This is a genomic window from Stenotrophomonas sp. G4, from assembly GCF_003428825.1.
In the GTDB taxonomy this organism is placed as follows: Bacteria; Pseudomonadota; Gammaproteobacteria; order Xanthomonadales; family Xanthomonadaceae; genus Stenotrophomonas; species Stenotrophomonas indicatrix.
Window position 1 is genome coordinate 2335805 of sequence record NZ_CP031741.1, and the last position, 17820, is coordinate 2353624.

The 17820-nt window shown below is 67.0% G+C and carries 27 protein-coding genes; 12 read left to right on the forward strand and 15 right to left on the reverse strand.

Annotated features, from left to right (window positions below; translation table 11 throughout):
* Nucleotides 1-16 precede the first annotated feature (16 nt).
* Complete coding sequence (locus D0Y85_RS10850) at nucleotides 17-550, reverse strand: sugar dehydrogenase complex small subunit (protein WP_117310460.1); 534 nt, start codon at nucleotides 548-550, stop codon at nucleotides 17-19.
* 247 nt (nucleotides 551-797) lie between these two features.
* On the opposite strand from D0Y85_RS10850, the gene D0Y85_RS10855 reads away from it, so the two are divergent.
* Nucleotides 798-1034, forward strand: a complete 237-nt coding sequence (locus tag D0Y85_RS10855; RefSeq protein WP_117310461.1) for a hypothetical protein — start codon at nucleotides 798-800, stop codon at nucleotides 1032-1034.
* 53 nt (nucleotides 1035-1087) lie between these two features.
* On the opposite strand, the gene D0Y85_RS10860 is transcribed toward D0Y85_RS10855, so the two are convergent.
* Both D0Y85_RS10860 and D0Y85_RS10865 read right to left on the reverse strand, forming a co-directional pair.
* On the reverse strand, nucleotides 1088-1534 hold the full coding sequence (locus tag D0Y85_RS10860) for a DUF1579 family protein (protein ID WP_162887653.1): 447 nt from the start codon (nucleotides 1532-1534) through the stop codon (nucleotides 1088-1090).
* 151 nt (nucleotides 1535-1685) lie between these two features.
* Nucleotides 1686-2138 carry a BLUF domain-containing protein gene (locus D0Y85_RS10865; RefSeq protein WP_117310463.1) on the reverse strand — a complete coding sequence of 151 codons (453 nt, stop codon included), beginning with the start codon at nucleotides 2136-2138 and terminating at the stop codon, nucleotides 1686-1688.
* 175 nt (nucleotides 2139-2313) lie between these two features.
* On the opposite strand from D0Y85_RS10865, the gene D0Y85_RS10870 reads away from it, so the two are divergent.
* The 5 genes from D0Y85_RS10870 to D0Y85_RS10890 all read left to right on the forward strand — a co-directional run bounded on the left by D0Y85_RS10870 (nucleotide 2314) and on the right by D0Y85_RS10890 (nucleotide 4663).
* Nucleotides 2314-2583, forward strand: a complete 270-nt coding sequence (locus tag D0Y85_RS10870) for a hypothetical protein (RefSeq protein WP_025874499.1) — start codon at nucleotides 2314-2316, stop codon at nucleotides 2581-2583.
* 147 nt (nucleotides 2584-2730) lie between these two features.
* Nucleotides 2731-3228, forward strand: a complete 498-nt coding sequence (locus D0Y85_RS10875; RefSeq protein ID WP_117310464.1) for a DUF892 family protein — start codon at nucleotides 2731-2733, stop codon at nucleotides 3226-3228.
* A gap of 74 nt (nucleotides 3229-3302) precedes the next feature.
* The gene (locus D0Y85_RS10880; RefSeq protein WP_117310465.1) at nucleotides 3303-3590 is read left to right on the forward strand and encodes a hypothetical protein; all 288 of its coding nucleotides are present in this window, start codon (nucleotides 3303-3305) and stop codon (nucleotides 3588-3590) included.
* 104 nt (nucleotides 3591-3694) lie between these two features.
* Nucleotides 3695-3949, forward strand: a complete 255-nt coding sequence (locus D0Y85_RS10885) for a hypothetical protein (protein ID WP_093818383.1) — start codon at nucleotides 3695-3697, stop codon at nucleotides 3947-3949.
* A 120-nt stretch (nucleotides 3950-4069) separates the two neighbouring features.
* Entirely contained in the window at nucleotides 4070-4663 is a 594-nt protein-coding gene (locus D0Y85_RS10890) for an isochorismatase family cysteine hydrolase (protein WP_117310466.1), read from the forward strand.
* Here D0Y85_RS10890 and D0Y85_RS10895 read toward each other — a convergent pair.
* From D0Y85_RS10895 to D0Y85_RS10910, 4 genes are all read right to left on the reverse strand, one after another.
* The gene (locus D0Y85_RS10895) at nucleotides 4633-5445 is read right to left on the reverse strand and encodes a DNA-formamidopyrimidine glycosylase family protein (protein WP_117310467.1); all 813 of its coding nucleotides are present in this window, start codon (nucleotides 5443-5445) and stop codon (nucleotides 4633-4635) included. The two genes, D0Y85_RS10890 and D0Y85_RS10895, sit on opposite strands and share 31 nt — an antisense overlap.
* Nucleotides 5438-6202, reverse strand: a complete 765-nt coding sequence (locus tag D0Y85_RS10900) for a DUF72 domain-containing protein (protein ID WP_117310468.1) — start codon at nucleotides 6200-6202, stop codon at nucleotides 5438-5440. The genes D0Y85_RS10895 and D0Y85_RS10900 overlap by 8 nt, the downstream gene beginning before the upstream one ends.
* 124 nt (nucleotides 6203-6326) lie before the next feature.
* Nucleotides 6327-6674: a hypothetical protein gene (locus D0Y85_RS10905; protein WP_117310469.1), complete on the reverse strand. Its 348-nt coding sequence runs from the start codon at nucleotides 6672-6674 to the stop codon at nucleotides 6327-6329.
* Nucleotides 6675-6837: 163 nt separating this feature from the next.
* Nucleotides 6838-8001 carry a zinc-dependent alcohol dehydrogenase gene (locus tag D0Y85_RS10910; RefSeq protein ID WP_117310470.1) on the reverse strand — a complete coding sequence of 388 codons (1164 nt, stop codon included), beginning with the start codon at nucleotides 7999-8001 and terminating at the stop codon, nucleotides 6838-6840.
* 205 nt (nucleotides 8002-8206) lie between these two features.
* Here D0Y85_RS10910 and D0Y85_RS10915 point away from each other — a divergent pair, with 205 nt between their 5' ends.
* Nucleotides 8207-8845: a DUF6766 family protein gene (locus tag D0Y85_RS10915; RefSeq protein ID WP_117310471.1), complete on the forward strand. Its 639-nt coding sequence runs from the start codon at nucleotides 8207-8209 to the stop codon at nucleotides 8843-8845.
* Between the two features lie 18 nt (nucleotides 8846-8863).
* On the opposite strand, the gene D0Y85_RS10920 is transcribed toward D0Y85_RS10915, so the two are convergent.
* Genes D0Y85_RS10920 through D0Y85_RS10935 form a run of 4 tightly spaced genes read right to left on the reverse strand, consistent with a single transcriptional unit; the run spans nucleotide 8864 to nucleotide 11821 of the window.
* Nucleotides 8864-9559, reverse strand: coding sequence for a glycosyltransferase (locus D0Y85_RS10920; RefSeq protein WP_117310472.1), 696 nt, complete (start codon nucleotides 9557-9559; stop codon nucleotides 8864-8866).
* Nucleotides 9556-10143, reverse strand: coding sequence for a class I SAM-dependent methyltransferase (locus tag D0Y85_RS10925; RefSeq protein WP_032974693.1), 588 nt, complete (start codon nucleotides 10141-10143; stop codon nucleotides 9556-9558). The genes D0Y85_RS10920 and D0Y85_RS10925 overlap by 4 nt, the downstream gene beginning before the upstream one ends.
* Complete coding sequence (locus tag D0Y85_RS10930; protein WP_240329198.1) at nucleotides 10140-10892, reverse strand: PIG-L family deacetylase; 753 nt, start codon at nucleotides 10890-10892, stop codon at nucleotides 10140-10142. Before D0Y85_RS10930 ends, D0Y85_RS10925 begins: the two co-directional genes overlap by 4 nt.
* Nucleotides 10880-11821 carry an acyl-CoA dehydrogenase gene (locus tag D0Y85_RS10935; RefSeq protein ID WP_117310474.1) on the reverse strand — a complete coding sequence of 314 codons (942 nt, stop codon included), beginning with the start codon at nucleotides 11819-11821 and terminating at the stop codon, nucleotides 10880-10882. The genes D0Y85_RS10930 and D0Y85_RS10935 overlap by 13 nt, the downstream gene beginning before the upstream one ends.
* Before the next feature lie 227 nt (nucleotides 11822-12048).
* On the opposite strand from D0Y85_RS10935, the gene D0Y85_RS10940 reads away from it, so the two are divergent.
* Complete coding sequence (locus D0Y85_RS10940) at nucleotides 12049-12231, forward strand: hypothetical protein (RefSeq protein WP_117310475.1); 183 nt, start codon at nucleotides 12049-12051, stop codon at nucleotides 12229-12231.
* A 14-nt stretch (nucleotides 12232-12245) separates the two neighbouring features.
* Nucleotides 12246-12941: an HAD family phosphatase gene (locus tag D0Y85_RS10945; RefSeq protein ID WP_117310476.1), complete on the forward strand. Its 696-nt coding sequence runs from the start codon at nucleotides 12246-12248 to the stop codon at nucleotides 12939-12941.
* 19 nt (nucleotides 12942-12960) lie between these two features.
* On the opposite strand, the gene D0Y85_RS10950 is transcribed toward D0Y85_RS10945, so the two are convergent.
* From D0Y85_RS10950 to D0Y85_RS10965, 4 genes are read right to left on the reverse strand one after another with little or no spacing between them, the layout of a single operon-like run.
* Entirely contained in the window at nucleotides 12961-13191 is a 231-nt protein-coding gene (locus tag D0Y85_RS10950) for a hypothetical protein (protein WP_117310477.1), read from the reverse strand.
* The gene (locus D0Y85_RS10955; RefSeq protein WP_117310478.1) at nucleotides 13188-13619 is read right to left on the reverse strand and encodes a VOC family protein; all 432 of its coding nucleotides are present in this window, start codon (nucleotides 13617-13619) and stop codon (nucleotides 13188-13190) included. Before D0Y85_RS10955 ends, D0Y85_RS10950 begins: the two co-directional genes overlap by 4 nt.
* 11 nt (nucleotides 13620-13630) lie before the next feature.
* Nucleotides 13631-14092 (reverse strand): helix-turn-helix transcriptional regulator, encoded by a 462-nt coding sequence (locus D0Y85_RS10960; RefSeq protein WP_117310479.1) that lies wholly within the window; start codon nucleotides 14090-14092, stop codon nucleotides 13631-13633.
* Entirely contained in the window at nucleotides 14089-15018 is a 930-nt protein-coding gene (locus D0Y85_RS10965; RefSeq protein WP_117310480.1) for a LysR substrate-binding domain-containing protein, read from the reverse strand. The genes D0Y85_RS10960 and D0Y85_RS10965 overlap by 4 nt, the downstream gene beginning before the upstream one ends.
* Nucleotides 15019-15106: 88 nt before the next feature.
* On the opposite strand from D0Y85_RS10965, the gene D0Y85_RS10970 reads away from it, so the two are divergent.
* The 3 genes from D0Y85_RS10970 to D0Y85_RS10980 are packed head-to-tail and all read left to right on the forward strand — an operon-like array spanning nucleotide 15107 to nucleotide 17653.
* Nucleotides 15107-16171: a twin-arginine translocation signal domain-containing protein gene (locus tag D0Y85_RS10970; protein ID WP_117310481.1), complete on the forward strand. Its 1065-nt coding sequence runs from the start codon at nucleotides 15107-15109 to the stop codon at nucleotides 16169-16171.
* Nucleotides 16168-17088: a PD40 domain-containing protein gene (locus tag D0Y85_RS10975; RefSeq protein WP_117310482.1), complete on the forward strand. Its 921-nt coding sequence runs from the start codon at nucleotides 16168-16170 to the stop codon at nucleotides 17086-17088. The genes D0Y85_RS10970 and D0Y85_RS10975 overlap by 4 nt, the downstream gene beginning before the upstream one ends.
* A gap of 28 nt (nucleotides 17089-17116) precedes the next feature.
* Nucleotides 17117-17653 (forward strand): hypothetical protein, encoded by a 537-nt coding sequence (locus D0Y85_RS10980; RefSeq protein WP_117310483.1) that lies wholly within the window; start codon nucleotides 17117-17119, stop codon nucleotides 17651-17653.
* Nucleotides 17654-17820: the final 167 nt, after the last annotated feature.

Below are 17820 nucleotides of genomic sequence, written 5' to 3' on the forward strand. Positions count from 1 at the left end.
AGCTGGAAGCGCAGGCTCAGCCGTGCGCGCGTACCGCCGCCGGCGGTTCGGCCGTCCACCATGCGGGACCGCCTTGTGCGTAGGTGGGCGGAAACAGGCCATCGTCCACCGGGCGCTGCATCAGCGCATCGCGATAGGAAACGGTGATGGCCTGCGGCCCCTTGCCTATGCTGCCGGTGTACCAGGCAGTGATGATGGCCAGCGCTGTCGGCCGTGCATCGCCAACAGCCGCCAGCAGTGCTTCAGCGCCCTGCACCTGTTGCGCCTTGGCCGCGAGTGCGGGGAACTGGGCGTGCATGTCGGGATGCAGCTTGGCGAAGGCGGCTTCGATGCGCGCGGCGGTTGCCGGATCAAGGTCGGACTTCCCGGTCAGTGCCTGGGAGAGCTGCAGAAAGCGCCCGTCCGCCCGTTTCGCTGGCGTGGCACCGGCATGGGTTGCTGGCGCCTTGCCGTTGCAGGCAACCAGCAGCGAAGCGGAGCCAACGGCCAGCAGGAAGGTTCTGCGCGTCAGGCCTTGCCCACTCCCTTCCAATCCCTCGGGAAAACTCATGATGTGGACTCCTGATGCGTCACTTCTTCGGCTGCCCCTGACCGCGACGCGGGGGGCACCTACGCGGCCAACTTTAACGCACCTGAACGTCGTCGCGGAGTGAGCAGGAAGCGCCGCAGCGCGGCGAAGCGCCCTTCTTCCCGGCACCAGCAGAGGCAGATTTCAGCCGGTGCGCTACCGCCCCCGTCACGCCCGCACAACGCGCTCAACGCTAGAAACAAGGGGTTTCCTACTCCGGAGAGTGTCCATGCGGGTACTGCTGCTGTGTGCCGTGGCGACGCTGGCATTGTCGGCCTGCAAGCAAGGCGAACCGACCGATAAGGCACAACATGCCCATGCGGTTCGGCAAACCCCACCAGCGGCCAGCGCGCCGGCGCGCAACGTGCCCGGCGGCGGCAGCGGCACCGCCGCTTCCGAAGACCAGGCCTCGGGGCCGGAGGCCGAACGTGGGAAAGAAGGCGCGCCCCCGCCGCCCAAGCGCTAGGGGCGGCCAGCCGCGAAGCCCCCGATCCGGGGGCGCCTGCGGAACAAGCGAATCTACTTGGCCCGTTCAAGCACGATGCGGACGAACGGGATCCAGTCATCGCCGACCCGATGCTCCCATTCCCCGGTCAGCAACTGCCGGTCGCTGCTGATCACGCCGTCGAACCGCTGGGACTGGCCCTGGATGGTGTACCTGCCGCCATCAAGTCGTGAAGTGAAATCGCTGGTGCCACCATCAGCGTCGTAGCTGCGGCTGAAGAAACCACCGGATTCAACATCGACGCCGATGATTTCCGTGGAGCGCACACGCTGCCCGTCCATCATCGCGTCGACCTCATGCACCAGGAAGTGACCATTGGGCATCCACGTGTAGACGTCCGATGCGAACGACACCCCGCCCGTGCTGCCGTCGGGTTGCAGCGCGATGAGAGTGGTCTCCCACGCTCCGGCAAGAACGTCCAGCCGGCGGTGGTGTCCGCTGTGGAAAGTGGCTTGTGTCATGGCGACTCCGTACGGGGTGAGGTGGAGGGACCGATGCTGGCGGAAGGCTGCAATCGAAGCCTGCCGCTTTCCGTGGCCTCCGGCAATACGGCTGCCACCTCGTCGGGTGCCGTGCCCTCCACCATCCATTGCGTGCCGATGCGGAGTGTACTCACAACGCTGCGGTATAGGGTTCAACCAGGGCGCGCAGCAGCTCCATGCCCGTGGCACTGGTGGACGCGCCGGTGCCTTCGCGCTGGACGAAACCGGTCCAGTCCGCGCCGGCCACCCGCCTCAGCTCCGTCGGTTCCACCGGCAGCCAACGCATCGGCCAGAAAGGTAGCCGTCTCTGCCCCACCCTGCCGCGCTGCAGTTCGATCAGGCCGCTGTGGCTGCTGGCACCCAGCACCCGGGAATATGCCACCTGCAGGCCATCTTCCGGGCCCTCCATGTATTGCACAAAGCGCGCGCCATCGAACAGCAGTACGCCGGTGACGCCGGCATCACGGTTGAAACGTGCTGCGTCATCCACGATTCCGCACAGCCTGCCCCCGGTCTGGCCGAGCCGGCTGGCAGCAATATCCGCTGCCGCCTCGCTGGTATACACAACGGCTCTGATGGGCACGCTCGACCTCCCTGCAATGGGCTCCCAACCCTAGCAGAAGGCCGGTTGAGGCAGCGCAGCAGGCGCAGCCTGAAACAGAACAATTCATTGAAATGTGAAAATGAACCCGAAGAGGGTTCACGCCATGCACTGCTGCCCCATGGCATGAAACAGGTCCGCCCGCGAGATCGACTTCATGCCTGACACCGGACTCTTCTACGTCTTTTCAGTGGACTACGCGACCGATGCACGAGGCTGCATCGATCAGGTCACCGCTATCGCCTTCCGCTGCAACCAGTGCCACCACGTGTCCCGCGCCGACGCGGAGCTCAAGCGGATGACGGGGGGCACGCTGCTGACCTGCGGAAGGTGCGGGTCGCACCAGGCCGTCAGCAATGCGCGCCTGGTGGACGGCGAACATCTGGCGGCAACCGGCCACTCTGCAGCAGCGGCCGACCCACGCTGAGCTTGGTTCCGACGCGCGCCCAGTGCCCGGCGTGAGGGGAATGCATGCATCTGCGCGCTCGATGCGCATCCGCCGTTCACTGCATCTACCCCGCACCCCAACACCGGCCGGGATAGCCTCGTCGCTCCTTCCCCGCTGGAGCGCACCATGGCCATCAAGACCGCTGAAGACCTTTTCATCCACGAACTGTCCGACATCTACAGTGCCGAGAAGCAGCTGACCAAGGCCCTGCCGCGGCTCGCCCGGGCCGCAGAGAACCCCGCACTTGCCGCCGCGTTCGAGACCCACCTGGAGGAGACCCAGGGCCAGATCGAGCGCATCGACCAGGTCGTGGAGGTACTGGGCATCCGCCTGAAGCGGATCAAGTGCGCGGCGATGGAGGGCCTGGTGGAAGAAGGCAAGGAAGTCATCGAGAGCATTGAAAAGGGCCCGGTGCGCGATGCAGCACTGATTGGCGGCGCGCAGAAGGTCGAGCATTACGAAATCGCTTCCTACGGCACCATCGCCGCGCTGGCCAAGCAGCTCGGATACAAGGATGCTGTGCCGTTGCTGCTGGAAACGCTGGAAGAAGAAAAGGCCACGGACGAGAAGCTGACCCTGCTGGCCACGAGCGGCGGCAACGCCAAGGCCGCCCAGGCCGCGTGATCGCAGGTGCACCGCAGATCAGCGTACGCGTCGCTCCTTCAGGGGGGCGGCGCGCTTCTGCACGAGGATGACGTATGCACCCTGATCTTCTTGGTTGGACCGCCACGGCCGTACTGATGGCCACGCTGATCCGGCAGATGGTCAAGCAATGGCAATCACCTCACCCGGAAACCGTCTCGAAGTGGCTTTTCATCGGGCAGATGACCGCGTCTACGCTGTTCACTATCTACAGCGCGCTGCTGGGCGCCACCGTGTTCGTGGTCACCAACCTGCTGTTGCTGGCAACCGCGCTGATCGGACAGCTGCTGGCGTGGCGCCGCAGCCGTGCAACGGCTTCGAGCTCATATGGAAGGACACCTTGATTGTTGACGCTGCGTCCACGCCGGCTTGATGCGGGTACTCACGCGTTCATGTTTACCGTTGTCGTGCCCCCCGCACGATGCGCTCCAATCAGTGAGGAAACGTCATGCAGCGCGATCAGAAAGACCTGCCCCATCCGGATGACGACACGGCTGCGGTGCCTGCTGCCAGCGCTGGACAGGCCAAGGCGCACAACAGTGCCAATCATGATCAGGCGTTGACGGAGACGTTCCCGGCCAGCGATCCGATCTCTCCCTTCGTCGCCGCCGCCACGCCGGATGAGCAGGCGCAACGGCTTGGCAAGCGCGTGACGCCCGCTCGGCAGGACAAGGGTGAGGGGGACGACGGAGCTGGCCAGTGATCGGGCCTGCGCTCCCGCCGAGGGGGTCGGGCAGCCCGCGCCCGTCAGGCGGCTCCGGCGCGCTGGTGCGTGGTGCCGAAGACGAACAGGCAGTGGAGGCCTGACACCTCGGAGCCCGCCATGGAACAGCCCACCGCCCTGCTCATCATCGATCTTTTCAGCCTGTTCGACTTTCCACAGGGGCGGCAACTGGCTCCGTACGCCGTACGTGCAGCCCAGCGCACCGCCCGCCTGCGTGCTGCATTCGACGCGCACCGCTGCCCGGTGATCTACGCCAATGACAATTTCGGCAACTGGCAGCGCGACTTCCCGCAGCTGGTCGAAGCCTGCCGGCAGAAGGGCGGCGCCTCGGCGCGGATCGTCGAGTACCTTGCCCCCAGCAAGGAACACTACTTCATCCTCAAGCCGAAGCACTCCGCCTTCCTCGCCACGCCACTGCCGGTGCTGCTGGCCAAGCTCGGCACCCGGCGGTTGGTGCTGGCCGGCATGGCACTGGACGCGTGCGTGCTGGCCACTGCCATCGATGCCAACTCGCGCGAGTACGCGACGGTGGTCGCCCGGGAAGCGGTCGCCGCCCTGCCGGAACGCCGCCAGCCGGCCCTGCAGACCCTACAGCGATCGGGCGCCGTCGAAGTACTCAGCAACCGCCAGATCATCGCTTCGCTGTCATCCACGCCCTCATGTCAACGCACGGGCCTGGCACCACCGCGCTGAACCGGGCCTCTCGCCAGCGTGCGCTTCTTCGCCGGCGGCCGCGGCGTCCCAGCGCGATAATCGACCTGGCATACCGGGCAGAAGAAGGTGCGCCGATGCGTGGTGCCCATGTAGACCTTGCTGACCGGACCACCACAACAGGGACAAGTCCGCCGGGTGTGCACCTGCCAGTGCTTCTTCAGCTCGAACCCGCGCTTCCACCTCAGGAAGTCGAAACTGTATTCGCGGGCCTGCTTGACCAGTTCGGCAAGCTTCCGCGGCGGCAGATCACCAACAGGGTTGGCCGGATGGACCCGGATGCGGAACAGCACCTCGTTCTTGATGATGTTGCCCACGCCGGAGAACAGCGTCTGGTCCAGCAGGGCATCGCAGACCAGGACATCGGGCATCGACTTCAGGCGACGGCGGGCAAGCCGGGGGTCCCACAGATCGCTCATCACGTCGGCGCGCCAGTCGTAGACCTCGTCCAACGGCTGATCGATCAGCTTCACCGAGCAGGTGTAGAAGTTCAGTTCGCCGTTGTCAAAGCGCAGCGATACCCGCGCTGGCGTCTCCTTGCGTTCGTCGATGCGCCAGCTGCCGAACATCATCAGGTGGATGCGCAGACTGACGTGGCTGAACTCCAGCAGGAAATGCTTGCCCCAGCTGCGCACGGCCCGCACCCGGCGTCCCTCCAGGCAGGCCAGGTCGAGCGTGCTGTTGCCACTGACGCCACGGACGGTCTTTCCCTTGAACCTGGCGGCGGCCTCGCGCAGCAGCACGATGGAAGGACCTTCAGGCATTGGCGTGCTCCAGCATCGACTGCAGTTGCAGTGCATTGGGCACAGCGTGGCCGTGCGCCGTGTTGTCAAGGATGATCCACGCCTCCCCCGCCTGGGCGGCCTCTACTGCGGCCGCCACCAGACTGCAGAGCTGCGGTTGCTGGTAGGCGCTGTAGTACATGCGCGGCTGCCCGTGCCACCGCCAGTAGCTCCAGTGTCTGGCTCCGCCCGGCTGATCAGCCCCTGCAACCCGGGCGGGATCGGCCGCGACCCGGGCAATGCCGTGGTCATCCAGCAGCGCGTCGGCCTTGTCGTCGAACCAACTCGGGTGGCGTGGTTCGCAGGCGACCCGCACGGCGCTGCGCCGGCGCAGCGCCCGGAAGAAGGCCGAGGCCGTGCGGCCATCGTAGGCCAGGCTCGGCGGCAGCTGCAGCAAGAGGGCGCCCAGCCGATCACCCAGATGCGCCGCCGCGTGCAGGAACGTGTCGAGCAACGGCGCAGCACCGCGCAGGCGCGCGTCATGGGAAATGGCCCGCGGCATCTTCACCGAGAAACGGAAACCGTGGGGCACGCTGGCCGCCCAGCGCGCATACGTGGCGGGCTGATGTGGCCTGTAGAACGACGAATTGATCTCCACGATCGGAAAGCGCGATGCATAGCGCTGCAGCGCACTGTCTCCCGCCGCGAACGCGTGGGCGATGTCCGTGGGCAGCGACCACCCTGCGCAGCCCACGGCGACCGGGTGGCCCGGTCGCGGATGACGGAGTTCACGTGCCATGGCGCTACGGTGGCGACAGGCCCGTAGCAACATGGTGAACGCACGTTGGCTGCAGCGTGAAGCCTGTGCCGCCGGGCGTGGCCGGCCTGCAGCCGGCCGGTTGCCGTGTATCGGCCATCGCTGCTCAGAGGCTGGCGTTGACCATGGCGCCTGCCCGTTGCTGTGGCATCGGCATGGAATGCCCGTCGCGCGGTGCAACGCGTTCGTGGGTGGCGGCCAGGACCTGGTTCACCCGATGGAGCATGCCACGGCCACCGGGCTCGATACCGATGATGTAGACGAAGCGGCCGTCACAGCGCGACTGCGCCGATTCAAGCCCCTCGGTTTCAGAAATCACGCGCTTCAGTGCCTTCTCCCAGGCCCTGCCGGGGGGCGATGCCAGTTCCACCACCACCGCGGTTTCCCCGCAGTCCAGCGGCATCACTTCCACGCGCAGAATGCGCGGCGCCCTGCTGGTCTCGGTGCTACCCATTTTCAGTCCTCCTCGGCCAATGACGGCGGAAGTATCCACGTCCGGCGCCAAGGCGCCGTCAAGAATGGATGGCCGTTGCGTGCAGGCACGGCGGGAGCCCCGGTGGCACGCCGTCCGGACCGGCGCGCCCCCTTGGCGGCAGGTACGAAACACGCCGCCGCAATCATGGGGTCAGCACGATCTTCCTGCATTCATCATCCTTCGCATCGAACATCGCATAGCCCTGTGCCGCGTCCGCCAGGCGCATCCGGTGGGAGATGATGTTGCCCGGGTCCAGCCTGCCCTCGACGATCGCGGTCAGCAGCTCCGGCATCAGCCCCTGGACGTGGGTCTGGCCCATCTTGAAGGTCAGGCCCTTGTCGAAAGCATCGCCCAGCAGGAAACCGTGGATGAAACCCGCATAGACGCCGGGAATGCTGACCACACCACCTCGGCGGGCGGCGGCGATGCACTGACGGATCGCGACCCCGCTGCTGCCTTCCAGTTTGACAGCGGTCAGCGCACTTTCCAGTGCGCTGCCTTCCGCTTCAAAGCCGACCGCTTCGATGCAGGCGTCCACGCCGCGGCCGCTGGTCTGACCGACGATGTAGTCGGCCGGATCATCCACCTTGCTGAAATCGATCGGTGTCACGCCGTAGGTGCGCTGAGCGAAGTCCAGGCGATAGGCAAGATGATCGACCATGAAGATCGTCCGGGCGCCCAGCAGGCGGCAGCACGCCGCGCTCATCAGGCCTACCGGGCCTGCGCCGAAGATCGCAACGGTCGAGCCAGGCTTCACCCCGGCATTGAGCGCCGCCTGGTAACCGGTTGGCAGGATGTCGGACAGGAACAGGACCTGCTCGTCGGCGACGCCATCGGGGATGCGCAGCGGGCCGACGTTGGCCTTGGGCACGCGCACGAACTCGGCCTGGCCACCGGCCACACCGCCGTACAGGTGGCTGTAGCCGAACAGCGCTGCCGGCGGCAGCATGCCCTTGGCGTTCATGGCCGCGCCTTTTCCAGGGTTGGTGGTCTCGCAGGCTGCGTACTCCGCCAGGCGGCAGTGGAAGCAGTCGCCACAGGCGATCACGAACGGGATGACCACCCTGTCGCCGGGGCGAACCTGGGTGACACCCGCGCCCACCTCTTCCACCACGCCCATGAACTCATGGCCGAGCACGTCTCCGCTGTGCAGGTCAGGGATCTTGCCTCGGTACAGATGCAGATCCGATCCACAGATGGCCGTGGCGGTCACCCGCAGAATGAGGTCGTCGTCGGCGGCGAGCACGGGGTCGGGAACGGTTTCCACGCGGACGTCCTTGCGGCCGTGATAGGTCAGTGCCTGCATCTTCTGTCTCCTGCCGTTGCGGAGCGTCCAGACTCACACGCGCCGCGCTCGCAGGCGGTGACTGTCCGGTGTGCGTCCTGTCCATATCAATGCAACACCACGTCAAGCGCCGGGCTCCTCACATCCATCAGGCAGATCGTTCACAGTCGTTTCGACGTCTTCCGCGCAGGCTCTCACGCGGCATGTAGGCAAGCGGAGCAAGGGCATGTGGAAACGCAATGGTCTGTCACTGGTGTTGCTGGCGCTCATGCTGCTGTTCCTGGGGGGACAGGTGGCTGCGGGACTGCAGGTCCACAACGAGGAACTGCAGCAGCATGGCAGGACGCCGCTGGATCTGTGGCAGTACCTGCACAGCGGTCACTTCATGAGCGCCACGTTCGAGAACTGGGAAAGCGAATTCCTGCAGATGGGCATGTACGTGCTGTTGACCGTCTCCCTGCGTCAACGGGGCTCTGCCGAGTCGCGCCCGTTTGACCCGGCACAGGAACAGGCGCGCGTGGAAGACGGCCCTACGCCCTGGCCGGTGCGACGTGGCGGAGTGTGGAAGGCGCTGTACGGCCACTCATTGGCCATCGCATTCGGGCTGATGTTCCTGCTCAGCTTCATCCTGCACGCCATCGGCAGCTGGCGCTCGCAGTGCGTTGAGCAGCAATTGCAGGGGCTGCCGGCACCGGGCTTCCTTGAGCATGTGCTGGGCAGCACGTTCTGGTTCGAGTCGATGCAGAACTGGCAGAGTGAATTCCTGGCCGTGCTGTCGCTGGTGGTACTGACCATCTTCCTGCGGCAGAAGGACTCGCCGCAGTCGAAACCGGTGCAGGCCCCGCACGCGCAGACCGGCGACTGAGCCGCGCGCAGGCAGCGATCAGCCGGTGCCGGTCAGCTGACAGACGGCAGGGGCGCTCTGCTGTTCCAGCGTCAGCCCGGCAAGATAGTCGGCGAAACCGCCGCGCGCCCGTCCCAGCAGGCGGGCGCTGGTGGTCACGACCGGGGCCCCGGCCCAGCGCACGCTGGCGCCCGCCGCCGACAGCCGACGTACCAGGTCCACGTCTTCGCCACAGCCCAGCGCGGCGAAACCGCCGACAGCACGGTAGGCCTGCGCCGAAACGCCCAGGTTGGCGCCGTGCACCCGCCCATGGCCATCGCCCCAGCGCTCGCTGCGCCGGAACAGCCTGCGCAGATGGCGGCTGCGGCGGCCGCTGGCGGCCACGTCCACTACGCCACAGAACGCATCACTGCGGGCATCCAGCTGCGCCGCAAGCCACTGCGGCGGCACGGTGCCGTCGGCATCGGTGCTTGCCAGCCACCGCGCTCCCTGCTGCAGCAGCCGCGCAGCTGCAGCAGCGCGGGCAGCGCCGACACAACGCGCCTGCAGCTCGATGGTTTCCACCTGCAGCTCCCTGCAGATGGCCGCCGTCGAATCACTGCAGGCATCCAGTGCCACTACGATGCGTACCTCGCATCCGTTCAGGCCAGGGTGCCGGGCCGCCTTCTGCAGTGAGCGCAGGCAGCGGCCGATCGTGGCGGCCTCGTCATGCGCGGGCACCAGCACGCCGATCATCGCAGCGCCTCTTCCCGGGCCAGCGACAGCGGCCGGCGCATCCAGCCCTGCAATACGAAATCAGCATCGCGATAGCAGAACGCTTCCTGCAGCCCCTGCCCAAGGTGCTGGTGAACCAGTGCCGTGGCGCTGGAGCGTCCGGGGAAGGCAGGCAGCCAGTGGCACGCAACAAGCAGGCCCTCATCCTTCAGCGCCGCGTGGATGCCGCTGCGCAGCGCGGGCAGTGCCTCCGGTGCAAGGTAATAGCCCATTTCACCGCAGACGATCAGGTCGAAGCGCCCAGCGGGCCATTGTTGCGGATGGCTGGCGCAGTGCACCTGGACATGCGGCAGGTGGGCCAGGTTGCGGCGCGCCTGGAACGTGGCACGGGGGCTGATGTCGGTGGCGAGCAGGCGTTCACAGCGAGGCGCCAGCGCCTCGGTCAGCACCCCGTTGGAGCAGCCCAGCTCCCAGCCGCGGTTGAACCTGGCACGCGGCAGGCTGGCAAGCAGCAACGCGCGTTTGCGTTCTTCGTACCACCGGCTGCGGTAGCCGAAGGGATCTTCAGCGGCATGCAGCTGGTCGAAATAGGGTTGCGCACTCATGCCAGGAATACCTCGTTTTTCCGGGAGAATCGGGCAAGGATGTGGGCTGGCAGGATCGGCTCCGCGCGCAGGCGGGGGACGCTCCCGATCTGGGTGCGGAAGCGGGCGATGGCCCGTGCCTTGCGATCAATGGCGTTGGAGATGTCCAGCACTTTCGGCGCCTCCCACGCCATGTGAGCATGCGCAGGCTCCAGCCAATGCCAGCCCCATACGGGATATTCCAGGCGCGCGCAGCCTGCCGCGTGAGCCGCACGACATGCGGCCCGGCCAGCGGCCTCGTGATCGGGGTGGCCATCGAACCGCCACGGCGCAAGCACCAGATCGTCGTCGCGCAGAGTGCGCTGCAACCAGCCTTCCAGTTCCTGTTCGTGTGCGCTTACGGCGCCATCGTCGATGCCGAGATGGCAGATCGCATCGGCGCCGATCGCCAGCTCGGCCAACGCCGCGCGCAGCTCTTCGCGGCGCGCGTTGCGAAGACGTTGGGGCGTCCACCAGCGCTCGTCCGGATAACAGGCCTCGCCATCGGTCACGGCAACGACCTGCACGGCCACACCACGCTCGACGGCACCACACAGCAGCCCCCCACACCCGAGGATCTCGTCGTCGGGATGGGGCGACACCACGACAATCCGGGCCGCATCCCCGCACAGGTCCGCCAGGCCGATGCTGGGCTGCTTCCACAGCCAGTCGCACTGCTGCCATGCGTGCTCGTCCGACCCGGTGCCGTGGATAGTGGCTACAGGCTCCACGGTCCCTCCTGGAGCGCCCGTTGTGCGCCCAGCCAGGCCCAGTCCTTGTCTGCATGGCTCTGCCGCAGGAAGACGGTCAGATCCGCCCATCGCTGCGCGTGCGTGGCCTCCATGCACATGGGCGCCGGGCCCAATGCACGGCCTGCAAGGTCAAGCACCTCGCTGGCGGCACGTTCCACGACGCTGCGGACACGGACGACGTCCTCGCGATGTGGCAGATCAGGTGCCTGGTCGATCTTCACTGCCAACTCGCGCAGCAGCGCCGCCGCCGGCGCCAATGCCAGGTCCACCTTGCCCAGCAGCCGCGCACGCAGGCCCTCGGCGCAGGCAGGTTGCATGCGTTCGGCCAATGCGGTTGCAGCCCCGAACCAGACGGCCGCGATGCCTGCACCACCATGCCAGAAGCCGGGCCGCTGCAGATAGGCATCGCGCCCCCCCACCGCCTGCGCCAGCGCAGTATTGAAACGGACGGTGGTGGAGCGGATTCCGGCCATGCCTGCTGCTGGCCACGGATCGTCGTCCAGCGACTGCCAGTCCGCAGCGGCAACGCTGTACAGCTGCGCTGCATCGGGCGAGCGAACCGTCACCAGGGCGGCATCGACGAACATGCTGCCCGAACACCACGGCTTGTCGCCATGCAGGCGGTTGAACGCATCGGCGCGCACGGTGCAGGCAGGGCCCTCGGCCGCCCACACCGCCCATAGCGTGCCGTCGGCCGGTGCCGGTGCACCCAGGTCGTGCAGGATGGCGGCGGCATCGTAGTGGGCTTCGAGAACCTTGGCCAGGCACAGATCCTCAGCGCCCAGCCGGGCCAGCGCGCGCCATCGCTGCAACGTGTTGCCGCCGCCGGGCTGTGGCAGCGCAGGTTGCATCAGCAGCGCGTGGCGCGCCCGGTCGGCGAGTGGAGGGGTGGAAACGGTATCGAGCATGTCAGGCCGAACGGAGGGGGCCTGCAGAACGTAGAGCGGAGGCGGTCACGTTGCTGTCTTCGGTGCGTGGCGAGCGCATGAAGCCGCTGCCCCTCCCCCACCGCCTTCTGTCATGCATATACAAAAAGGGCCGGTCGAGGCCTATTAAGTGCGGGGTGGATAAGGTCGTCAGCCTGATTCACCATTCTTGTATTCGACGCTTGTCGTCCGCACCCCCGGGAACATCCATGAAATCACTGCTTGTCGCCGCCACCCTCGCAGCCTCCACCCTTGCCTCGGGATGCAGCACCAGCGGATGGATCAGTGCCGCAGGCGAAGCAATGCAGGCAAGGGATGCCTATGACCGCCAGGCCCGGAACGAGCGCCTGAAACGCGCCAACGCGGCAGCGGCCCGCGTGCGCGACAACTGATGCGGGGACGGAACATGTCACGCTTCCCGTTTGACGCTGTCCTGTTCGACTGTGACGGCGTCCTGGTCGATTCCGAACCTCTGACCTCCCGCGTACTCGCGGAGATGCTGACCGAGCGCGGCTGGCCACTGACGGCCCGCCAGGCCGGTGCAGTGTTCCTCGGCAAGTCCGTGGCTGCCCAGGCCGACCTGATCGAGGCGCGCACGGGAAAGCCGTTTACGCCGGCGTGGCTGGATGAGTTCCGCGCACGCCGCAATATCGCGCTGGAGCGCGATCTGACTGCAATTCCTGGCGCGCCTGCAGCGGTGCGCGACATCCACGCTGCCACTGATGGGCGCATTGCGTGCGCATCCGGCGCGGACCTGCTGAAGGTGGAACTGCAACTGCGCAGGATCGGCCTGCATGAGGTCTTCGCAGGACGCATGTTCAGCGGCCAGGATCTACCGCAGACCAAGCCACACCCGGGTGTGTATCTGGCCGCCGCAGCGTCGCTGGGCGTTGATCCCACACGCTGTGCAGTCATCGAGGACACGGTGACCGGCACCACCGCAGGCGTTGCCGCCGGGGCCACCGTCTTCGGCTTCAGCCCGGGTGGGCCTTTCCACAGCTCGCCAGAGGCACTGCGCGCCGCTGGCGCCCAGGTGATCTTCGAATCCATGCAGCTGCTTCCCGCTCTGCTGGCGGGCCACAGCCCCCACGCCTTCGCTTGATGTGCCAGCGCGCCCCGCGTCAGGGTGCGACGCCGGCGCGAGCGGCATCCGGCCTGCGGCGGTAATGCAACGCAAACAGATACAACCCGGTGAACAGCTGCAGGAACAACGGCGGCAGCGGCGAGTAGGTCAGCCAGTCCGCTGGTTCGCCCTGCCCCATCCAGCGCGCCACGAAGTTGGCGATCACTGTCAGGGTGAAGACGATAGACGTCCAGCGGTGCACCGGACGCGTCCAGCTGCCGACCCTCACTGCCGCGTCCTCGCGGCAGTCTTCGCCGGGCGCTCGATCATCTTCCAGCCATTGCCGGACGGATCACGGAATCCGGCATCCACTGCACCATAGCGCTCCACCGGCTCCTGGGTGAATTCCACCCCACGTGCCAGCAGCCGTTCGTAGCTGGCGCGGCAATCGTCCACCGCCAGCACCAGCGGCGGCATCGCACCCTTGGCCACCATCTGCTGCAGGGTCAGCGCAGTGGCCGCATCGTGTACCGGCGGCCCCGGTTTGAACAGGCCGAGCTGGAAACCGCCCTCGCCGCCCGAATGCACCGTGAGCCAGCGATAGTCGCCGTTGCCGACATCGGTATGCACCTGGAAGCCGAGCGTGTTGACGTAGAAATCGAGTGCCACATCCTGGTCGTGCACATACAGGCCGACCACATTCACCATGCCAGTCATAGGATCCTCCCTCAGGTGCGATCTACGCTAACAAGGCCGGTGCGGCGGCGCTTCTCCAAAACTGCGATCTTCAGGTCCGGGCGCCGTGCGGCACGCGCATGGCACTCCGGCACCGGGCCCTGTGCCGGGGCATCGGTCCGCTCGCGGTCGCGGAGGGCACCGGGGCTGTCGCCGGTGATGTCACGAAAGATGCGGCCAAAGGTGCCGAGGCTGGTCCAGCCGGTCTGCAGTGCGATCTCGGTGATCGGCAGGTCGGTATCGCGCAGCAGGGCGACAGCGCGCTCGATGCGGCGGCTGAGCAGATAGCGGTGCGGCGGCACCCCGAAGGCGTCCTTGAAGGAGCGCGCGAAATGGGCCGCGGAAACCGCACTGATCCCGGCCAGCCGCGCCACTGGCCAGTCTTCATGGCTGGCCCGGTCCATGTGGTCTTTTGCCCGCAGCAGGCGGCGCAGCAGTTCCGGGCTCTGGGTCATGGCGTGGCCACCCTGCGCAGCAAGGGTCGTGCAGCATGCCGGGCCGCCGCTGCCTCGGTGCACAGCCACTCACGGAAGTGCGCGACTTTCGGGGCGTTGCTGCGTCCTGCCGGGCTGGCAAACCAGAAGCTGCGGCCATCGCTGGCCACGCCTTCGTGGGCTTGCACCAGGCGCCCCGCATCCAGCTCGGCCTTGAACAGGATCGGCGAGCCGATGGCAATGCCTTGGCCGGCGATCGCTGCGGCTACGTCCAGATGCTCGGCGGCGAAGTTGGTGGCGAAGCGCTCCGCCCCGGGTGCCGGTGTCTGCGCGAATGCCTGGAACCATAGCGCCCACCAGTCCGGACGCCCCAGCAATGGCACATCCGGCAGCCGCGCACCGCCCAGGCCGGTGGCGGCTTCAAGAAGCGCGGGCGCGCACAGTGGCGTGAACACGCTGGGGAACAGCTCCACCGCGTGCAGCCCCGGCCAGTCGCCGTGACCGTTGCGGATGGCCGCATCGAAGCGCCCGCCTGCCAGGTCCTGCGGCTCCGCCGACAGATCAAGCTCCAGCGCCTGTTGCGGATGACGGGCGCGGAAGCCACCCAGCCGCGGCGTCAGCCAACTGGTGCCCAACGTAGGCAGTGCGGTCAGGCGCAGGCGGGTGGCATCCATGTCGGCGGCACGCATGAAGCTGGCACGCAGGGCATCGAAGGCGCGGGTAGCCTCCTTTGCGACGCTGGCACCGGCCTCGGTCAGTTCGACGTGCTGGGCGTGGCGCAGGAACAGCCGTGCACCGGTCTGCTCTTCCAGGCGCCGGACGTGATAGCTGACCGATGCCGCCGTGGTGTCCAGTTCTTCCGCGGCCCGCGCAAAGCTGCCCAGCCGCGCCGCGGCCTCGAAGGCACGGATGGCAACGAGCGACGGCAGGTGGCGGTGGGCGACCATAAGTGTGGCTTAGCCTGAGCCTCGATATCCGCGTGGTCAATCCCCCGTGCGGCACCGAAGATGAGATCTCGGACAACGGGGATAAGACATGCAGCGACGTGGATTTCTGGGCGGCCTTGCCGCGTTGTACGGTGCCGGCGCCTTCGGGCTGTGCCTGCCGCTGGGCGCCAGCCCTGCCCATGCCGGCAGAGACCATGCCAATGACTGGCGTTGGCTGCAGGGCAACTGGAACGTGCGTCACCGCCGGCTGCAGGAACGCCTGGTGGCCGACCAGCGTTGGGTGGATTTCACTGGCACCAGTGCGGTCTGGCTGACCCTGGGCGGGCTGGGCACGATCGATGACAACCTGATGCAGCTGCCCGGTGGCGCCTACCGCGGCCTGGGTGTACGTGCCTTCGATCCGGCCTCCGCCACCTGGGCAATCTGGTGGCTGGATGGCCGCGCTCCCAGCCGCTTCGAAGCACCGGTGCGTGGCGGCTTCAGCGGTACAGGCGGCAGCTTCCGTGGCGCGGATTCCTTCAAGGGCCAGCCCATCCAGGTCTGGTTCCGCTGGCACGACATCCACGCTGCGCAGCCGTGGTGGGAGCAGGCCTTCTCCGCGGACAACGGCGTGCACTGGGAAGTGAACTGGCGCAACTGGTTCACCCGCACGGCAGCGATACCCTCGCCGTTGCCGCTGCAGTCGGATGCACCCCGCGACTTCGACTTCCTGGTCGGCCGTTGGAGCGTGCAGCATCAGCGACTGCGCGAACGCCTGTCTGGCAGCAACCGCTGGGACCACTTCGATGGCACGCTGCATAACTGGCCGGTGCTGGGCGGCTTCGGCAACGTTGGCGACAACGTCATGAACTTCCCCGCTGCGACCGTACGCGGCATGGGCATCCGCGCATGGGATGCCAGCAGTGGCCAGTGGTCGAGCTGGTGGTTGGATGGCCGCGATCCCACGCGGATCGGCGCACCGGTCCGCGGCGGTTTCGTCGATGGCGTCGGCACGTTCATGGGAGACGACCAGCTGCGGGGACAACCGATCAGAACGCGGGTGATCTGGTCGCGGATCACCCCGCGTTCCGCACGCTGGGAACAGGCGGCATCCGCAGACGGCGGAGCGACCTGGGAGACCAACTGGATCAGCGATTTCGAGCGGCAGGCATGAACGCGCTTGCCTCACTGGTCGCGCTTGCGGTCGCGGTCGCTGGACTGCCGGGGGGTGATGCCAGCCGGGAGGCGTTGGCACTGGACCCTCACGCAGAGCGTTTCGCACCAGGCATCGTGTCGACCCGATACAGCAAAATCCGCCTGACGCTGAGCCCCGATGGACGCACAGCGCTCTGGTTCAGCCGTGACCGGCCTGGCGGCGAAGGTGGCCATGACATCTGGGTTTCGCATCTGCAGCACGGCCAGTGGAGTCCCGCGCGCCCGGTTCCGTTCAACACACCCGGCCGCGATTTCGACCCTGCGTTCACCGCCGATGGCCGCTTCGTGCTGTTCTGCTCCGATCGCCCCGGTGGCCTGGGCGGCGATGACCTGTACAGGGTGCCCGTGCAGGGCCTGCAGTTCGGAGCCGTTGAGCATCTCGGGTCTGCCGTCAACAGTCCCGCCAACGAGTTTGCGCCGATGCTCGCACCCGACGGTGGCACCCTGCTGTTCTCCAGCGACCGAGCAGGTGGCGCCGGTGGCCACGATCTGTATGTCGCGCGGGTGGACGATGACCAACTGCAACCTGCGCGGCCGGTGGCAGGCGCGGTCAACACGGCCGCGCAGGAGTTCGACGCCACCTTCCTGGGCGATGGCCGGACCCTCGTTTTCGCACGTGCACAGGACTTCGGCAGTTCGCGGGTCGAGCAGTTCGCGGCACGCGCGTTCGGCGGCCGCTACGCGCCCGGCATGCGACTGCCCGCACCCGTCAACGACGGTGCGAGCGACAGCTATGGGGCCATGCTCGACTGGTCCCGCCCTGGCACGCTCACCTATTCAGCGCGTCGCGGCGATGGCGCCAGCCTGGACCTGTACCGGGTGAGCTATCGGCTGCCACCGTCCCTGTCGATTCCGGGGCCCCCGGTTCGTCGATAGAAAAAGAGCCCCCGAAGAGAGCATCCACATGCCTTCCGCACAACAGGTTGCCTGCCGCTGTGGCGAAGTGACGTTGAACCTGACCGGCACACCCATCGCCTGCGTCGACTGCTGCTGCAACAGCTGCCGCGCCGCAGGCCTGCGCCTGCAGCGCCTGCCCGGCGCCCAGCGGCTGCTCGGACCGCATGGGACTACCCGGTTCGTCATGTATCGCAAGGACCGGGTGGAGTTCCTGGCAGGAGTGGAGCGCCTGGCCGCGTTCCGCCTCTCTGCCGATGCCGGCACCCGTCGCGTGCTGGCCACCTGCTGCAGCACGCCACTGTTTCTTGAACTGACCGGCGGCCACTGGCTTAGCCTGTATGGCGGGCTGTGGCCGGAGGATGCCCGGCCGCCGCTGCAGATGCGCACCATGGTGGGCGATCTGCCCGATCCCTCCGTGCTGCCCGCCGATGTACCCAACCTCAAGCAACACTCGCTGCGCTTCTATGCCCGGTTGATGAAGGCCTGGATTGCGATGGGCCTGCGCAGCCCGGATATCCGCATTGAAGGAGAGGTCCATGGCTGAGCCAGACAAGATCGAGATCGAGAGCATCACCTCGCCGGGCAGGACCCAGAGGTAGGCCGGCGCCTGTCCAGGCCGGAGCAAGAACCAGCATGGCAGGACCTGCTTTGGCAAAGACACGCTCATTACAGGCGCGGCCCGCGCAGCACGTTCACATCGCGCCGCAGCCG

Coding starts and splice junctions, on each gene's coding strand:
- D0Y85_RS10850 (WP_117310460.1), bottom strand. CDS start 550: ATGAGTTTTCCCGAGGGATTGGAAGGGAGTGGGCAAGGCCTGACGCGC.
- D0Y85_RS10855 (WP_117310461.1), top strand. CDS start 798: ATGCGGGTACTGCTGCTGTGTGCCGTGGCGACGCTGGCATTGTCGGCC.
- D0Y85_RS10860 (WP_162887653.1), bottom strand. CDS start 1,534: ATGACACAAGCCACTTTCCACAGCGGACACCACCGCCGGCTGGACGTT.
- D0Y85_RS10870 (WP_025874499.1), top strand. CDS start 2,314: ATGCCTGACACCGGACTCTTCTACGTCTTTTCAGTGGACTACGCGACC.
- D0Y85_RS10875 (WP_117310464.1), top strand. CDS start 2,731: ATGGCCATCAAGACCGCTGAAGACCTTTTCATCCACGAACTGTCCGAC.
- D0Y85_RS10880 (WP_117310465.1), top strand. CDS start 3,303: ATGCACCCTGATCTTCTTGGTTGGACCGCCACGGCCGTACTGATGGCC.
- D0Y85_RS10885 (WP_093818383.1), top strand. CDS start 3,695: ATGCAGCGCGATCAGAAAGACCTGCCCCATCCGGATGACGACACGGCT.
- D0Y85_RS10890 (WP_117310466.1), top strand. CDS start 4,070: ATGGAACAGCCCACCGCCCTGCTCATCATCGATCTTTTCAGCCTGTTC.
- D0Y85_RS10895 (WP_117310467.1), bottom strand. CDS start 5,445: ATGCCTGAAGGTCCTTCCATCGTGCTGCTGCGCGAGGCCGCCGCCAGG.
- D0Y85_RS10900 (WP_117310468.1), bottom strand. CDS start 6,202: ATGGCACGTGAACTCCGTCATCCGCGACCGGGCCACCCGGTCGCCGTG.
- D0Y85_RS10905 (WP_117310469.1), bottom strand. CDS start 6,674: ATGGGTAGCACCGAGACCAGCAGGGCGCCGCGCATTCTGCGCGTGGAA.
- D0Y85_RS10910 (WP_117310470.1), bottom strand. CDS start 8,001: ATGCAGGCACTGACCTATCACGGCCGCAAGGACGTCCGCGTGGAAACC.
- D0Y85_RS10915 (WP_117310471.1), top strand. CDS start 8,207: ATGTGGAAACGCAATGGTCTGTCACTGGTGTTGCTGGCGCTCATGCTG.
- D0Y85_RS10920 (WP_117310472.1), bottom strand. CDS start 9,559: ATGATCGGCGTGCTGGTGCCCGCGCATGACGAGGCCGCCACGATCGGC.
- D0Y85_RS10925 (WP_032974693.1), bottom strand. CDS start 10,143: ATGAGTGCGCAACCCTATTTCGACCAGCTGCATGCCGCTGAAGATCCC.
- D0Y85_RS10935 (WP_117310474.1), bottom strand. CDS start 11,821: ATGCTCGATACCGTTTCCACCCCTCCACTCGCCGACCGGGCGCGCCAC.
- D0Y85_RS10940 (WP_117310475.1), top strand. CDS start 12,049: ATGAAATCACTGCTTGTCGCCGCCACCCTCGCAGCCTCCACCCTTGCC.
- D0Y85_RS10945 (WP_117310476.1), top strand. CDS start 12,246: ATGTCACGCTTCCCGTTTGACGCTGTCCTGTTCGACTGTGACGGCGTC.
- D0Y85_RS10955 (WP_117310478.1), bottom strand. CDS start 13,619: ATGACTGGCATGGTGAATGTGGTCGGCCTGTATGTGCACGACCAGGAT.
- D0Y85_RS10960 (WP_117310479.1), bottom strand. CDS start 14,092: ATGACCCAGAGCCCGGAACTGCTGCGCCGCCTGCTGCGGGCAAAAGAC.
- D0Y85_RS10965 (WP_117310480.1), bottom strand. CDS start 15,018: ATGGTCGCCCACCGCCACCTGCCGTCGCTCGTTGCCATCCGTGCCTTC.
- D0Y85_RS10970 (WP_117310481.1), top strand. CDS start 15,107: ATGCAGCGACGTGGATTTCTGGGCGGCCTTGCCGCGTTGTACGGTGCC.
- D0Y85_RS10975 (WP_117310482.1), top strand. CDS start 16,168: ATGAACGCGCTTGCCTCACTGGTCGCGCTTGCGGTCGCGGTCGCTGGA.
- D0Y85_RS10980 (WP_117310483.1), top strand. CDS start 17,117: ATGCCTTCCGCACAACAGGTTGCCTGCCGCTGTGGCGAAGTGACGTTG.